This is a genomic window from Natronococcus sp. CG52, from assembly GCF_023913515.1.
GTDB classification, from domain to species: Archaea; Halobacteriota; Halobacteria; order Halobacteriales; family Natrialbaceae; genus Natronococcus; species Natronococcus zhouii.
The window spans coordinates 1,219,701-1,234,636 of record NZ_CP099391.1 but is presented as its reverse complement, the minus strand read 5'-3'; the positions used below and the strand labels follow the sequence as shown (position 1 = coordinate 1,234,636).

Annotated in this window: 13 protein-coding genes; 8 read left to right on the top strand and 5 right to left on the bottom strand. The window is 65.5% G+C overall.

Annotated elements, in window-relative coordinates; genetic code table 11:
- Positions 1-78: 78 nt before the first annotated feature.
- Positions 79-870 (bottom strand): creatininase family protein, encoded by a 792-nt coding sequence (locus NED97_RS06380; protein WP_252489879.1) that lies wholly within the window; start codon positions 868-870, stop codon positions 79-81.
- Positions 871-1,016: 146 nt separating this feature from the next.
- On the opposite strand from NED97_RS06380, the gene NED97_RS06375 reads away from it, so the two are divergent.
- The 4 genes from NED97_RS06375 to NED97_RS06360 all read left to right on the top strand — a co-directional run bounded on the left by NED97_RS06375 (position 1,017) and on the right by NED97_RS06360 (position 3,825).
- Entirely contained in the window at positions 1,017-1,454 is a 438-nt protein-coding gene (locus NED97_RS06375) for a CopG family ribbon-helix-helix protein (RefSeq protein WP_252489878.1), read from the top strand.
- A 239-nt stretch (positions 1,455-1,693) separates the two neighbouring features.
- Positions 1,694-2,071, top strand: coding sequence for a cupin domain-containing protein (locus tag NED97_RS06370; RefSeq protein WP_252489877.1), 378 nt, complete (start codon positions 1,694-1,696; stop codon positions 2,069-2,071).
- Positions 2,072-2,171: 100 nt separating this feature from the next.
- Positions 2,172-2,585, top strand: coding sequence for a hypothetical protein (locus NED97_RS06365; protein WP_252490584.1), 414 nt, complete (start codon positions 2,172-2,174; stop codon positions 2,583-2,585).
- A gap of 88 nt (positions 2,586-2,673) precedes the next feature.
- On the top strand, positions 2,674-3,825 hold the full coding sequence (locus NED97_RS06360; RefSeq protein ID WP_252489876.1) for an acyl-CoA dehydrogenase family protein: 1,152 nt from the start codon (positions 2,674-2,676) through the stop codon (positions 3,823-3,825).
- 90 nt (positions 3,826-3,915) lie between these two features.
- Here NED97_RS06360 and NED97_RS06355 read toward each other — a convergent pair whose 3' ends face one another.
- Positions 3,916-4,488: a HalX domain-containing protein gene (locus tag NED97_RS06355; RefSeq protein ID WP_252490583.1), complete on the bottom strand. Its 573-nt coding sequence runs from the start codon at positions 4,486-4,488 to the stop codon at positions 3,916-3,918.
- 266 nt (positions 4,489-4,754) lie between these two features.
- Positions 4,755-6,728 (bottom strand): 3-hydroxyacyl-CoA dehydrogenase/enoyl-CoA hydratase family protein, encoded by a 1,974-nt coding sequence (locus NED97_RS06350; protein ID WP_252489875.1) that lies wholly within the window; start codon positions 6,726-6,728, stop codon positions 4,755-4,757.
- Positions 6,729-6,843: 115 nt separating this feature from the next.
- On the opposite strand from NED97_RS06350, the gene NED97_RS06345 reads away from it, so the two are divergent.
- Complete coding sequence (locus NED97_RS06345) at positions 6,844-7,995, top strand: acyl-CoA dehydrogenase family protein (protein WP_252489874.1); 1,152 nt, start codon at positions 6,844-6,846, stop codon at positions 7,993-7,995.
- Positions 7,996-8,352: 357 nt separating this feature from the next.
- On the opposite strand, the gene NED97_RS06340 is transcribed toward NED97_RS06345, so the two are convergent.
- Positions 8,353-8,820, bottom strand: coding sequence for a hypothetical protein (locus tag NED97_RS06340; protein ID WP_252489873.1), 468 nt, complete (start codon positions 8,818-8,820; stop codon positions 8,353-8,355).
- Between the two features lie 57 nt (positions 8,821-8,877).
- Here NED97_RS06340 and NED97_RS06335 point away from each other — a divergent pair, with 57 nt between their 5' ends.
- The gene (locus tag NED97_RS06335) at positions 8,878-9,639 is read left to right on the top strand and encodes a helix-turn-helix domain-containing protein (RefSeq protein ID WP_252489872.1); all 762 of its coding nucleotides are present in this window, start codon (positions 8,878-8,880) and stop codon (positions 9,637-9,639) included.
- A gap of 58 nt (positions 9,640-9,697) precedes the next feature.
- Positions 9,698-12,226, top strand: a complete 2,529-nt coding sequence (locus NED97_RS06330) for a heavy metal translocating P-type ATPase (RefSeq protein WP_252489871.1) — start codon at positions 9,698-9,700, stop codon at positions 12,224-12,226.
- Between the two features lie 188 nt (positions 12,227-12,414).
- Here NED97_RS06330 and NED97_RS06325 read toward each other — a convergent pair whose 3' ends face one another.
- Positions 12,415-12,945, bottom strand: a complete 531-nt coding sequence (locus tag NED97_RS06325; protein ID WP_252490582.1) for a metal-dependent hydrolase — start codon at positions 12,943-12,945, stop codon at positions 12,415-12,417.
- A 126-nt stretch (positions 12,946-13,071) separates the two neighbouring features.
- Between NED97_RS06325 and NED97_RS06320 the strand changes: the two genes are divergently transcribed.
- Complete coding sequence (locus tag NED97_RS06320) at positions 13,072-14,925, top strand: L-aspartate oxidase (RefSeq protein WP_252489870.1); 1,854 nt, start codon at positions 13,072-13,074, stop codon at positions 14,923-14,925.
- Positions 14,926-14,936 lie beyond the last annotated feature (11 nt).

Below are 14,936 nucleotides of genomic sequence, written 5' to 3'. Positions count from 1 at the left end.
TTGCGTAGAGTGATAGATTTGGTAATGGATGATTGCTCGAAGGTGCCCGTCTGTGCATCCCGCGCACTCAGAACCGGGCTATCCTCCGATTCCGGGGTGAGGATCGAGGTGGGGTTCGGGCCTGAGCACGTCGAACGGCTGCTCGTCGAGCCACTCGAGCAGCGCGACCAGTTGGTCGGTTGCGGCCTCGAAGAGCCGTTCGCCGACCGCGGGGGTCGCGTCGGTCTGGTCGCCGAAAACGCCGTTCGGGCTGTTCTCTATCGAGTCGTAGAAGGTCGTCGCGCCGTGGACGCGCTCGGTATCGTAATCGAAGACCGCGCCGCCATCTCGGGCCTCCTCGAGGCGATCGTCGTGGACGAGTTCCGCTGCGATGTGCATGATCATCGCCGTCTCCTTCGGACCGCCGTGCGGCCCCGGCGTTTCGAAAACCTCCTCGATGAGCCCGGGAATCGATTCGTCCCACATCCACTCGATGGCGTACGCCGTGCCGCCCTCGTGCAGCCGGCGGCCGACTTCGCGGAGGTGAGCGACGTTGCCGCCGTGAGCGTTGACGAAGACGATCCGGTCGATCCCGTGGTACGTGAGGTTGCGCGAGAGGTTCTCCACGTAGTCGCGAAACACCGGCGGATCGACCCACATCGTCCCGTGGAACTGTCGGTGGTGAGAGCTGACGCCGATCGGAATCGGCGGCGTACAGAGGTGACCGGTACGATCGGTCGCCGCTCGAGCGAGCGCCTTCGCGATCAGATAGTCGGTGCCCTCGGGCAGGTGGGGCCCGTGCTGTTCCGTCGATCCGAGCGGAATCACCGCGAGGGAGTCCCTCGCGACGTAGTCGGTGAGATCCGGCCAGGCTTGGTGTGGCAAGAACATATCCCACCCTTGCCGCGGATCGGCAAAACGTTGTGTGGCCGATACGTACCATGAAGTCGAACTGATCGTCTCGGATACCGACTAGCTGCGGTCGATTTCCAGAGACGATAGTAAACCTTAATAGTTGAACGGCACTGAGTTATTACATGGCAGTCGTCAGCGTCTCGATGCCGGACGAACTCCTCGAGCGACTCGACCAGTTCGCCGACGAACACGGCTACACCGGTCGCAGTGAGGTCGTCAGGGAGGCTTCCCGCAACCTCCTCGGCGAGTTCGAGGACACCCGACTCGAGGACCGCGATCTGATGGGCATCGTCACCGTGCTGTTCGACTACGAGACGACGAGCGTCGAGGAGCAAATGATGCACCTGCGTCACGAACACGAGGACCTCGTCGCCTCGAACTTCCACAGCCACGTCGGCGACCACTACTGTATGGAACTGTTCGTTCTCGAGGGTGAACTCGAGGATATTTCGACGTTCGTCGGAAAGATTCGGGCGACCAAGGACGCGCTGACGGTCGACTACTCCGTGACGCCAGTCGACAGCTTCGATCCGATCTCGCAGGACGGCAGCGGACAGTAGGGCCGGCCAGCGAACGCGGTCCCGTACCGCGGAAACTGTTCTGGACGGGTACTCCGTCGTCAGACGAAACGCGTAGCCAGTTTCGAACAACGCCGGTTGGCCGCGGAGGACTGCTCTCCGTGACGTTTTTCCGACGAACCCCGCCGGACGTCGCTTCTACGGAGAGACGGGCCGATCCGGACGACGGCCTATTTTCACGGAACGCGTAGTTTTACTATCGGCCCGACGTATTGCCAGCTATGTCTTACCGGAAGGTCAATTACGAGGACGTCGATCAGGTCTCGAGTGCAATGCACTTTCTCAGCGACCCGCTGGAGACCGAGCAGGTCGGGGTGACGGTTGCACGCTGTGATCCGGGCTGGAAGAGTCAGCCACACGACCACGCGGACAACGAACACGAGGAAGTGTACGTCCTCATCGAGGGCGAGGCGACGGTCATCATCGACGACGAACCCGTCGAGATGGAGACCGGCGACGCGCTGTGGATTCCGCCGGAGTCGACGCGCCAGATTCGCAACGGGGATCACGAGAGCGCATTCGTCCTCGTGAGCGCGCCGGGAATCGCCGACGAGGAGCACGAGGACGGCGACTGGCTGCTTTCCGGGTTCGCCGGCTGAGGACCGGGAGACTATTTAGTGGCTCTGCGTCGTCGCTTCTAGCAGGTGAGACCCGATCTACTCGAAACACCACGCGGCCGTTTCGCTCGTCGTTTCCACAATTCTCGTCTCCGCACTCGGACCGGTCGAAGTCGGCAGTGCGACCGTTCCCGGCCTCGTCGTCGTCGCCTACGGCACGGCTCTCGGCGTGTTCATCGACCTCGACCACTTCCTCATCGCTCGGTTCAAGACGGGGACGTGGAACGCCCTCCGGTTCTGTCTCGTCAATCCGCTCGCCGCCTTCACCGATCAGGATCGAATTTTCGACCGGGGGGACGTCGGCGCACTCTCGCGACTGCTGAGCCACCTGCTTCTCACCGGCGTCCTCGTTCCGACACTCGCTCTCGCGAGCCTGCCGCTCGCAGTCGTCACGGCCGCCGTCCTCTACGTCCACATCGTTACCGACGTCGCCTGGGACATCCAGCGACTACGAGGGACGGACATTCCTCCGGACGACGCGGCGCAGTCGCTCTGATTCCTCTCTCGAACCCTGCTCGAGTCGGTGTCGTTCGGAGTATCACGCCGGCCCTGCCTATTTGGGTATTGATATCGACTGGCACGGTATGGAGTTGCTGGACCCCAGCGTCGTTCCGGAACACGCACGCGAGGTCAAAACCGAGGCCCGCGAGTTCGCCCGCGAACACATCGAACCCAACGCCCAGGAGTACTTTCAATCGGGTGAGTACCCCCACGAGATCCTCGAGGCGGGCCAGGAGGCGAACCTCGTCGCTCAGGACATCCCGGAGGAGTGGGGCGGCCGGGGACTCGAGCTCCCGCAGCTGCTCGCGCTCACCGAGGAGTTCTACCGTGCGGACGCGGGCATCGCTCTCACCCTCCAGCTGGCGAGTTTCGGCTGCGAGATCACCTACGAGTACGGCTCCGACGAGCAGCGCGAGCGGTACGTCCGCCCGGTCGCGGCAGGCGACCAGATTTCCGGCCTCGGCGTTTCGGAACCGGAGACGGGGAGCGATCTCGCGGGGATGCAGACCCGTGCCGAGAAAGAGGGAAACGAGTACGTCATCAACGGCGAGAAGTACTGGATCGGCAACGGCGTCGAAGCCGACTGGATAACCCTCTACGCGCGGACGGGTGACGACGAGGACAACCGTTACGGCAGCCACTCGATGTTCATCGTGCCGACCGACGCGGACGGGTACGAGGCCGAACACATCCCCGAGAAGATGGCGATGCGAGCCTCGAAGCAGGCCCACATCACCTTCGACGACTGCCGGATCCCCGAGGAGAACCTGATCGGCCACGAGGGGGCCGGGTTCATGATGCTCGCCGACTTCTTCAACCACGGTCGAGCGATCGTCGCCGGCCACGGCCTCGGCATCGCCGCCGCCGCCATCGAGGAGGCCTGGGAGTTTACCCACGACCGCGAGGAGTTCGGCCGGACGATAAACGAGTTCCAGGCGGTCCAGCACGGCCTCGCGGACATGCTCCTCGAGTTCGAGAGCGCTCGAGCGCTCACCTGGCGCGCCTGCGAGAAGGTCGAGACCAACGACCACGCCGGCTACTGGGCGGCGATGGCGAAGACGAAAGCGACCGAAGCGGCCGTCGATATCTCGGAGCAAGGGATGCAGTTCCACGGCGGCCGATCGATCCTCGACGAGCGACGAATCGCTCGCGTCTATCGAGACGCCCGTATCCCCGTCATCTACGAGGGTGCAAACGAGGTCCAGCGCAACCTGATCTACGGACAGGCGCCGTAGCCGGGCGTCAGTGCGATCGAACGGAGGAGAGGGCGGCTTCCGGAACGGGCGAGACGGCTCGACTATCGACACTCGTCGCGATCCGAAAACTCAGTACTCGGAGTCGAGATCCTCGAACGCGCCGACGAAGTCGTCGTGGGTCGACAAACTGTCGACCGTTTCCTCGAGGCGGTGCTCGAGATCCTCGACTCTCTCACGGAGGTCCTGGTACTCGTCGCTGTCCGCGAGTTCGTGGTCTCCCTTCTCGGACTCGAGTAACGCCTTCTTCGAGACGAGCGCGTAGTAGTTCCGGATGGTCGACTCGTACTCCGAGCGGCCGGCGATCTCCGCGACCTGATCGAGGAGTTCCTCCTTCGAGACGGGTTTGACGAGGTAGTCGTCGAACCCCATCTCGATAATATCGAAGTCTGGGTCGACCGCCGTTACCATGATGACGCGACAGTCGTATCCGTCCGCACGAATCTCCTCGAGGACGTCGTCGCCGGATCGACCCGGCATCCGCCGGTCCAGCAGAACGACGTCGACCGACGCGTCCATCTTCTCGATCGCTTCCGTCCCATCGTAGGCCGTTTCGGTCGTCCACTCCGGAGTGAGCCACGTCGCGAAGAGATCTGCAAGCTGCGACTCGTCGTCGACGACGAGCACGTTTCGCTCGTCACTCATCTGATCGCCTTCCGTTTTCGTCATCGGTTACCGCCACGGTTTATAGATAGTTCCGTGTTGTGATAAATTTCGCGACTACGTGTAAAATAGGCTACTAGAAGGTAGTTCGATACGTCTTCGTTGGAACGGGTGAATCCGAGCCAGACCTCGGCTGCCGTCGTCACCCGCTCGCGACCGTGCGAGGCGGCTCCGTGGGCCGCTCACGTCCTCCTCGAACTCCGGACCCTTTCCGAACCACGAGCAGAGCGAGTCGTTCGACGGTCGCCTTACTTCCCCTCGAACTCCGGATCCTCGTCGCCCATGAACGCTGTGATGCCCTCCATGAGGTCGTCGGTCGCCATCAGCTGACCGAACGCGGCGGCCTCGTACTCGAGGCCGGCGTCGGTGTCGTGGCGGCCCGCGAGCATCGCGCGCTTGGTGTACTTCGTCGCTATCGGTGGGCCGCCCGCCAGATCGGCGGCCAGTTCGAACGCCCGCTCCTCGAGGTCCGCGTTGTCGACGACGTCGCTGACGAAGCCGAATCGCTTCATCTCGTCGGCCTCGTAGCGATCGGCGGTGAGGATGATCTCCTTCGCCGGCCCCTCGCCGATGACGTTCGCGAGTCGCTGGGTGCCGCCCCAGCCGGGGATCAGCCCGAGGTCGAGTTCGGGCTGACCGAACTCCGAGCGCTCGCTCGCGACGCGGATGTCCGCGCAGGTCGACAGCTCCATCCCGCCGCCGAGACAGTAGCCGTCGATACCCGCGACGACCGGGAGTTCGGAGGACTCGAGTTTGCCGAACGTGGACTGGCCCTTCTTCGAGAGTTCGACGGCGCCGAGCGGATCCGCACCGCCGGCGGCCATGCTCTGGACGTCGGCCCCCGCGGAGAAGGCGCGGTCGCCCTCGCCGGTGATGAGGATCGACCGAACCTCGTCGTCCTCCTCGAGAAGGTCGACGGCCTCGCCGAGTTCGTCGAGGAGTTCGCCGCTGATGGTGTTCATCCGGTGCGGTCGGTCGAGCACGACGTGACCGACCATCTCGCCGGGGCGCTCGATGCGGATAGCGTCGAACTCGACGCCGTCCTCGTCCTCGGTCGTCTCGTAGAAGCCGCCCTCGCTCGCGCGCTCTTCGAGGTAGTCAGCGGGCTCGTACCGTTCGTGACCGGTCTCCTGGTAGGCGTCCTCGAGCGCCTCGAGGACGTTCTCGAGGCCGAACTCGTCGGCCAGCTTGACGGGTCCGTCGGGGAAGCCGGCGCCGAGCTTCGTCGCCTCGTCGATCGACTCCGGCGGAGCGACGTCGCCGCCGATCAGCTTGGCGACCTCGTTCGCCATCGTGGCGGTCAGGCGCTCCTTGACGAGGTCGGACTGCTCGTCGGTCGGGATGTCGACGCCCTCGCCGTCCTCGTAGTCGTAGAAGCCCTTGCCGGTCTTCTTGCCGAGCTCCTCGTTCTCGACTTTCCGCTCGAGCAGCGGACACGGCTCGTAGGCCCCGCCGAGCACCTCGTGCATGTACTCGAGAACGTGGTAGCTGATGTCGTTGCCGACCTGGTCGCCGAGTTCGAAACTGCCCATCGGCAGCCCCATGTCGTACTTCGTCGTCGAGTCGACTTCGGCGATCGTCGCCTCGTCCTCGTGGACGAGCCAGCAGGCCTCGTTCATCAGGGGCACGAGAACGCGGTTGACGATGAAACCGGGCGAGTCCTTGTGGACGCGCACGGGCGACTTCTCGAAGTCCTCGGCGAGTTCTTCGATCAGATCCAGCGTCTCCTCGTCGGACTCGGCGCCCGAGATCACTTCGACGAGGGGCATCCGGACCGGCGGGTTGAAAAAGTGCATCCCGCAGAACTGGCCGGCACGGTCGGTGAACTCGGCCAGATCCGTAATCGAGAGGCTCGAGGTGTTCGTCGCGAAGATCGCGCGGTCGGGCGCGGCTTCCTCGAGTTCCTCGTAGACGTCTCGCTTGATCTCCATCTTCTCCGGAACGGCCTCGATGACGACGTCGGCGTTCCCGCAGGCTTCCTCCATGTCGACCAGCGGCGTCACGCGCTCGAGGGCGGCGTCGGCTTCCGCCTCGGAGAGCTGGTCGTTCTCGGCGAGTTTGCCCAGCGACCACTCGATCTGGTCGTAGCCGTTCTGGACGAACTCGTCCTTGATATCGCGCATGTTGACGTCGTAACCTGCTATCGCGGCGACCTCCGCGATACCGTGGCCCATGTTACCCGCTCCAAGAACTGCGACGGTGTTGATATCGTCGATATCCATGGTTATCTATGCAATGTGGAGCCGTTTGAACGTTTCCCTATTTCACAAAGAAAACTATACTTCCGTTTACTCACGGTTACAAACCTCTTTACCGCTCCATAGGTAACGATCGTCTATGGAATTCGGCCTCACCGAAGAACAAGAGCAGATCCGCGACGAGGTTACCCGGTTCGCGGAGAACGAGATCGTTCCCGTCGCCCAAGAGTACGACGAGGAAGAAAAGTACCCCCACGACGTCATCGACAAGGCCGCCGAAATGGGCCTGACCGGCGCCTACATCCCGATGGACTACGGCGGCGCCGGCTACTCCATCCTCGACACCGCGATCATCACCGAGGAACTGTTCTCCTACGATCCGGGAATCGCCCTCTCGATCGTCTCGACGTCGTTCGGCTGCGAGGCGATCATGAACTTCGGGACCGAGGATCAGAAGGAGCGCTACTTAGAGCCCGTCGCGATGGGCGAGAAGATCTCCGGCGCGGCGATCTCCGAACCGGACACCGGCTCCGACGTCTCCTCGGTCTCGACGGAAGCCGAGAAGGACGGCGATGAGTGGGTGATCAACGGCAACAAGATGTGGATCACCAACGGCAGCATCGGCGACTTCTTCGTCGTGCTCTGTAAGACCGACCCCGACGCGGAGGGTCGCTACAACGGCTTCAGCCAGATCGTCGTCGAGTCCGACCGCGACGGCTTCGAGGCCGACAAGATAACCGGCAAGCTCGGCATCCGCGCCTCCGATACCGCCGAACTCATCTTCGACGACGTCCGCGTGCCCGAGGAGAACCTCGTCGGGACCGAGGACGCCGCCTTCATGCAGCAGATGCAGTTCTTCGACGAGACACGTACCGCGGTCGCCGCCCAGGGCGTCGGCATCGCGAAGGGGGCCACCCGCGCGGCCCTCGAGTACGCCGAGGACCGCGAGCAGTTCGGCCAGTCGATCTCGGAGTTCCAGGCGATCCAGCACAAACTCGCCGAGATGGCCACGAACACCGAGGCCGCCCGCAACCTGACCTACAAGTCCGCCTGGAAGGTCGACCAGGGCGAGGACATCACCAAACTCGCGTCGATGGCCAAGGAGTACGCCTCCCGCGTCGCCGTCGACGTCGCCGACGAGGCCGTCCAGATCCACGGCGGCGCCGGCTACGTCAACGACTTCCCCGTCGAGCGGTTCTACCGCGACGCCAAGATCACCCAGATCTACGAGGGCACCACCGAAATCCAGAAGAACGTCATCGCCCGCGAGATGCTCGGGAAGGGGTTCTAAGAACGAACTTTTACTCTGCGGGCCGGCTTCGCCGGCCCTCGGCAAAATCTCGAGAGAGCGAAGCTCTCTCGGACAGCGAGGAACCAGAGGTTCCTCGAGCAGTCGGCGCTTCGCGCCGACGACCTCGCGGGATCGAAGATCCCGCTTAGCTTCGATGAAAAGCCTCCTCCTTCCGTTCTCTCACTCCTTTCAGTCGCTCGTTCCCATCAGTCGTCGGCCCGCTCGTTCGCCCGTCGGGCTCACTCACGGTGAGTATCGATGAGCTGCCTGCCCTTCCCCGAGTCTCCGGGTCGGCGGATTCCGCCGACCGGGTTCCCGGCCATCTATGTCAGTCTGGTTCTCGAGCGACACCCTCGCTCAACTGTCGCTGTCGGAGTCGGTATCACCGTCGTCGCTGTCCGAATCAGTGTCGCCGTCATCGCTGTCTGAGTCGGTGTCGCCGTCGTCGCTATCCGAATCAGTATCGCCAGCGGAGCGATCGGCGCTCGACCCGCCCTCATCGGCGATCGTGGTACGATCCGTCTCGCCCGCTCCGCCGTCCGTGGTAGTCTCCTCTGCGAGCCGCGAGGCGTCTCGAACGACCATTGCTTCCACCGGGCTCTCGTCCCGGACGTACTCGTCGATCGGATCGTCCGCGAGGACGTACAGGACTACGGGCGGAAGCACGTAGGAGCCGATCGCCAGGGCGGCGAACAGCGAATCGACGAACACCAGCAGGCCGAAGATAGCGAACGCTGCCGCCGACGCCGCGTGGACGCCGGTCTTCGTGTACGCCAGGTAAAACGTCCACAGTCCCCGAGTCCACCGGATCACGGCCGAGATCACTATCGACACTACGCGAGCGACCGGGAACCCTTTTTCGCCCCGTCCCGTACGACTGGTATGAGAGAATTCGTCTTCGCCCTCGAGTACGATCCGGGGACGAACCCCGTCGCCGACGTGCTCGCGGCGTATCCCGACGCCTCGATCCGGTCGCTGTCGTGTCACGTCACCCCCGACAGCCTCTGGCGGGTCGATCTCGCGACCGGCTCCGAAGAAGCGCTCGCGGAACTCGAGGCCGCTTACGAGACGGCGGACTACTTCGCCGACTGTCTGGTGAAAGACCACTGCGGAGCCGAGTGCGAGACGCAGGTACTGGACCGGTCGAGCGACACGCTGGTCGTCTACACCTACTGGGCCCGCACGGACGTCTGTACGTCGGTCCCCCACGTCGCGCTCGAGCACTTCGGCGAGGGGCTACTGTTCGAGACCTACCGCGAGGGCCGGCGCCACCGTTGGCGGATCGTCCTCGGCAGCGACGCACCGATTCACGACTTCTTCGACGCGCTGGGCGAGGAGGTCGGCGAGTGTACGGGCATAGAAATGCTTCGGCTGACGGAACTCGACCCGGACCGCCACAGTACGGGTCCCGACGACTCGGTCCCCGCCGAACAGCGCGAGGCGCTGCGGGCGGCCGTCGAACACGGCTACTACGAGACGCCGCGACGGATCGAACTCTCGGAGCTCGCCAACCGACTGGACGTCCCCCGATCGACCCTCTCCTACCGGCTGCGGCGCGCCGAGGCGGCCCTCGCGGCGACGTTCGTCGGCGAGGACGACTCGCTCGAGGCGCTTTCGGTCCCCGGCGCGGGCAGCTCGCTCTAGCCCAGATTTGGCGCACGCCAAATAATCCGTATAGCGTCCGAGGAACTACGAGTAGGTGATGAGCGAGCCCTCCACCGAACGGCCGGGCTCGAGTCGCACGCTCGAGTTGCGGGTCCCCGAGATGGACTGCCCCTCCTGTGCCGGCAAGGTTCGAAACAGCGTCGAACGACTCGACGGCATCGACCGTCTCGAGCCGCGGGTAACCAGCGGTCGCCTCGTCGTCGACTACGATCCCACGCTGACGAGCGAGTCGGCGATCCGCGAGCGCGTCCAGGCGGCCGGCTACGGGATCGAATCGTCGGAATCCGAACTCACGGTCTCGGTCCCCAGCATGGACTGTCCGTCCTGCGCGACGAAAGTCGAAAACGCGCTCGCGAACGTCGAGGGGATCGCCGAGGTCGAGACCCGACCAGCAACGGGACGAGTTACCGTGACCGGAGTCGAGGGAACCGATCCCGAGACGATCACCGGGGCGATCGAATCCGCCGGCTACGAGGCGACGCCGATCGCCGACGAGCGCGACTCGACGGCCGAATCTGAGGCGGTCTGGCGAAGCCGTCGAGCCGTCGGCACGGGTATCGGCGCCGCCTTCCTCGTCGTGGGGATGGTCCTCGAGTTCGTCCTCCCCGCGCTCGATCCGTCGCTGGGCGTAATCGCGGGCCAGCAGTACGATCTCTCGCACGCCCTCTTCGTCGCGGCCGCGGCCATCGCCGGCGCGCCGATCCTCCGAAACGGCTATTACTCGGTGCGAAACCGAAGCCTCGACATCGACTTCCTGATGAGTGCCGGCATCGTCGCCAGCGTCGCGACCCACCACCCCTTCGAGGGGGCGATGCTCGCCGTCCTCTTCAGCGTCGCCGAGCTGCTCGAGCGGTTCTCGATGGACCGCGCGCGCGACTCGCTCCGGGAGCTGATGGACCTCTCGCCGGACACCGCCACGGTGCGACGCGAGGACGGCTCCGAGGAGACCGTTCCGGCCGACACGCTCGAGATCGGCGACGTCGTCGTGGTTCGGCCCGGTGAGAAGATTCCGGCCGACGGAATCGTGCTGGAAGGCGAGAGCGCGGTCGACCAGGCCCCGATCACGGGCGAAAGTGTCCCCGCGGACAAGACCGAGGGGGACGAGGTCTACGCCGGAACGATTCCCGAATCCGGCTATCTCGAGGTCGAAGTCGAGAGCGAGGCGGGCGACTCGACCATCGCACGGATCGTCCGGCTGGTCGAGGACGCGGAGCGCGAGCAGACGAAGCGCGAGCAGTTCGTCGACCAGTTCGCGAGCGTCTACACGCCGATCGTCGTGGTTTTCGCCCTCGCCGTCGCCGCACTGCCGCCGCTGCTCGTCGGGGCTTCCTGGAACACGTGGTTCCTTCGCGGACTCACCCTGCTCGTCATCGCCTGTCCCTGCGCGTTCGTCATCAGTACCCCGGTCAGCGTCGTCTCCGGGATCACGAGCGCGGCCAAGAACGGGGTGCTGATCAAGGGCGGTCGCCACCTCGAGGCGGTCGGCGAGAGCGACGTCCTCGCGGTCGACAAGACCGGGACGCTGACCACCGGCGACCTCTCCGTGACCGACGTCATCCCGCTCGAGGGCGCCGACGAGGACGACGTGCTCCGCCGGGCCGGCGCCGCGGAGCGCCGGAGCGAGCACCCGATCGGTCGAGCGATCGTCGATCACGCCGAGGAGCGCGGGCTCGAACCGGACGATCCCGACGTCTCCGGGTTCGAGGCGCTGACCGGGAAGGGCGTCCGTGCCGAGGTAGACGGGATCACACACTACGTCGGCAAACCCGACCTCTTTGAAGGATTGGCCGATCTCGAACACGTCCACGCGACGACCGACGGCGGGCTGACTCTCGAGTCGATGGGCTACGAGGCACGGTCCCAGTGCGAGCGCGAGGCGTGTCTCGACGTGCTCGCCGAGGTCGTCCCCGACCTCGAGGCCGAGGGCAAGACCGTCGTGATCGTCGGCACCGGGGACGGACCGATCGGCGTCGTCGGCGTCGCGGATCGGGTCCGTCCGGAGGCGCAGTGGGCCGTCTCCCGACTGCAGGAGCAGGGCGTCCGCGTCGTGATGCTCACCGGCGACAACGAGGGGACCGCGCGGGCCATCGCCGGCGAGGTCGGGATCGACGAGCACCACGCCGAGTTGCTGCCCGACGAGAAACTCGAGGCCATTCGCCGGTTAGAGGCCGAGTACGAGACGGACGAGGGCCGCGTCGCGATGGTCGGCGACGGCATCAACGACGCGCCCGCGCTCGCGACCGCCACCGTCGGCATCGCCATGGGCGCGGCGGGGACGGACACCGCGCTCGAGACGGCCGACGTCGCGCTGATGGGCGACGACCTCAGCCGACTGCCGTACCTCTACGACCTCTCGAGCAAGGCCAACGGCGTCATCCGGCAGAACATCTGGGCGAGCCTGGCCGTCAAGGCCGTGCTTGCGGCCGGCGCACCGTTCGGTATCGTGACCGTGATCCACGCGGTCGTCATCGGCGACATGGGGATGAGTCTCGGCGTGACGGGTAACGCGATGCGACTCGCCGGCGTCGAACCCGAGACGCCGGACACCTTCGAGGAGGACGAGTAACCTCCTCGATCTTCGTCGCTTTTCAGGAAGAATCGCGAGAGGAGGGTCGACCCGCGTTCGTCACGCCACAGCGTCCGCAGCCCGCGCCGAATCTCGGAGTTCACGACGACCGAATCGCTGGCTGAGAGTTATCTCGTCCCTCCATATTTTTGGCGGCTGCAGCAACCGAGTTGTCAGGGGCGCCTCGATCACCCGATCCGATTTCTGATCCACTCGAGCCCCGGCCGTCCGTCGATCCACCACAGAGCGACGCCGCCGACGAGGACGACGGCCTCGAGCCACAGCGTCGTGGCCTCGAGTCCGAGACCGGGAACCGCTCCGAGCGGCTTGACGCCGGTGTAGTCGGGCGTGTGAGTAACCGGCCAGAGCAGAAAGCCGAGTTCGTCGTAGTCCCCCGAGAGTACGTGCCACGGGACGTCCGTCGCGAGGTGCGAGCCGTAACCGATCGCGAAGGCGAGCCCCAGCCGAGCCCGGTTACGGCGCCGCGCCAGCAGCCAGAGGGCAGCTACGATCGGCGCGGCGAATAGCAACGAGTGGCCGATCGTCCGTCCGACGGGAACAGCGCCCGCGGCGTGCAGCGGCTTATCGATCAGATCGGGCAGCGCCGCGCCGACGATCGCGACGATCGCGGGAGCTTCGGCGGGCGGTTCGTCGCGGTCCCACCGGGTGTACGCCGCGTAACAGAGGTAGCCGACGACGAGGTGGACGACCGGCTGCATCCTGTCGACCGTTTCGACCACGAGTCTCCTAAGCCTCGGGCTGTCAACCGCCGGTCGGAGACCGTTCTGTCGCCCCGACGCCGTTTGGGACGACACCTAAATCCGTTCGTCCCCTCTCTCACGCTGATGACAGAAACACCAATCGACGACCGCCAGGAGTCGGCGGTCGTCACCGGCGCGGGAGTCGAGAACCGCATCGACGGCGGGGACGCGAGTTCGGTCGACGGACTCGAGTACGACGTCGTCACCACGCCGGTGCTCGTCATCGGGGCGGGCGCGGCCGGTGCTCGCGTCGCGATCGCACTCGCGGAGTCGGGGATCGAACCGCTGGTGATCGGCAAGCGCGATCACGGCGACGCACACACGACGTGGGCGGCCGGCGGCGTCAACGCGGCGCTCGGATCGCTCGACCCGGACGACGACTGGACGATCCACGCGGCGGACACGCTGAACGAGGGACACCACCTGAACGATCCCGAGGCGGTCGAACTGACCGCGAAGCACATGCCGGACAGGATCCGCGAACTCGAGGAGTGGGGGATGCCGTTCGACCGCACCGACGGCGGGAAGATCAACCAGCGCTACTTCGGCGCCCAGTCGTATCGCCGCACCTGCTTTGTCGGCGACCGGACCGGGGAGGCGATGCTCGAGACGCTGATCGACCGGGCCCGCGAACTCGAGGTCCCCTACCGCGAGAACGTGATGATCACGCGGCTGCTCTCGGACGGCCGACGCGTCTCCGGGGCCGTCGGTTTCGACATGGAGACCGGGACGGGGCTGTTGTTTCGGACCGACCGCGTCGTGCTGGCGGCCGGGGGTTTCTCGGCGCTCTATCGGCGTCACTCCTCCCGGGACGACGAGAACAACGGCGACGGTCAGGCGCTGGCCCTCGAGGCCGGAGCGCGGCTGCTCGACCTCGAGTTCGTCCAGTTCCACCCCACCGGGATGGTCGGCGAGCGCTACGGCGAGGAGTGGGACGGCCGTCTCGTCACCGAGGCGGTTCGCGGCGAAGGGGGACGGCTCTACAACACGGACGGCGAGCGGTTCATGGAGCGATACTCGCCCGATCAGATGGAACTCGACGCCCGAGACGTCGTCGCGCGAGCGATCGCCCGGGAGGTCCGCGAGGGGCGCGGTACCGACAACGGCGGCGTCTACCTCGATATCACCCACCGGGATCCCGACTACGTCCGCGATCGACTGCCGTCGATGGTCGAGCGATTCGAGTCGCTCGGGGTCGACATCACCGAGGAGCCGATGGAGGTCGCGCCGACGGCACACTACACGATGGGCGGCGTCGACATCGACTTCCGAACCGGCGAGACCGGGGTCGAGGGACTATACGCCGTCGGCGAGTCGGTCGCGGGCGTCCACGGCGCGAACCGCCTCGGCGGCAACTCGCTGGCCGAAACCGTCGCGGTCGGGAAACTCGTCGGCGACCACGTCGCGAGCGAACTGACCGACGAGGATCGCGATCTCACCGTGACCGACGACCAGCGAGCGCTGGCGGGACAGGAGTTCCGGGCGCTCGAGGGCCTCGCGGACGCCGACGGCGACGTCGCGCCGCAGGCGGTTCTCGAGGAACTCGGCGAACTCCTGTGGGAGCACGCGGGTATCCTTCGGGACGAGGCGGGGCTCCGGGAGGGGCTGGCGGAACTCGAGACGTTGCGGGAGCGAACGGCCGACATTCGCGTCCACGGCGACCTCACCTCGCGCTCGTTCGAGTACGCCGTGGACCTCTCGTTTAGCCTCACCGTCGCCGAGACGATGCTTCGATCCGCCCTCGAACGAACCGAATCCCGCGGGGCCCACTACCGGACCGACCACCCCGACACCGAGTCGGACTGGCACGCCAACCTCCTGGTTTCCGCCGACGAGGGGTGGCTCTCGGTCCGTCGCCGCGGCGTCGCCGAACCCAGCGAGCCGGTCCGGGACGCACTCGAGGAGGGGTACGAACTCGACTACCACCACCTCGAGTAAATCCGCCGTTT

Coding starts and splice junctions, on each gene's coding strand:
- NED97_RS06380 (WP_252489879.1), bottom strand. CDS start 870: ATGTTCTTGCCACACCAAGCCTGGCCGGATCTCACCGACTACGTCGCG.
- NED97_RS06375 (WP_252489878.1), top strand. CDS start 1,017: ATGGCAGTCGTCAGCGTCTCGATGCCGGACGAACTCCTCGAGCGACTC.
- NED97_RS06370 (WP_252489877.1), top strand. CDS start 1,694: ATGTCTTACCGGAAGGTCAATTACGAGGACGTCGATCAGGTCTCGAGT.
- NED97_RS06360 (WP_252489876.1), top strand. CDS start 2,674: ATGGAGTTGCTGGACCCCAGCGTCGTTCCGGAACACGCACGCGAGGTC.
- NED97_RS06355 (WP_252490583.1), bottom strand. CDS start 4,488: ATGAGTGACGAGCGAAACGTGCTCGTCGTCGACGACGAGTCGCAGCTT.
- NED97_RS06350 (WP_252489875.1), bottom strand. CDS start 6,728: ATGGATATCGACGATATCAACACCGTCGCAGTTCTTGGAGCGGGTAAC.
- NED97_RS06345 (WP_252489874.1), top strand. CDS start 6,844: ATGGAATTCGGCCTCACCGAAGAACAAGAGCAGATCCGCGACGAGGTT.
- NED97_RS06335 (WP_252489872.1), top strand. CDS start 8,878: ATGAGAGAATTCGTCTTCGCCCTCGAGTACGATCCGGGGACGAACCCC.
- NED97_RS06330 (WP_252489871.1), top strand. CDS start 9,698: ATGAGCGAGCCCTCCACCGAACGGCCGGGCTCGAGTCGCACGCTCGAG.
- NED97_RS06325 (WP_252490582.1), bottom strand. CDS start 12,945: ATGCAGCCGGTCGTCCACCTCGTCGTCGGCTACCTCTGTTACGCGGCG.
- NED97_RS06320 (WP_252489870.1), top strand. CDS start 13,072: ATGACAGAAACACCAATCGACGACCGCCAGGAGTCGGCGGTCGTCACC.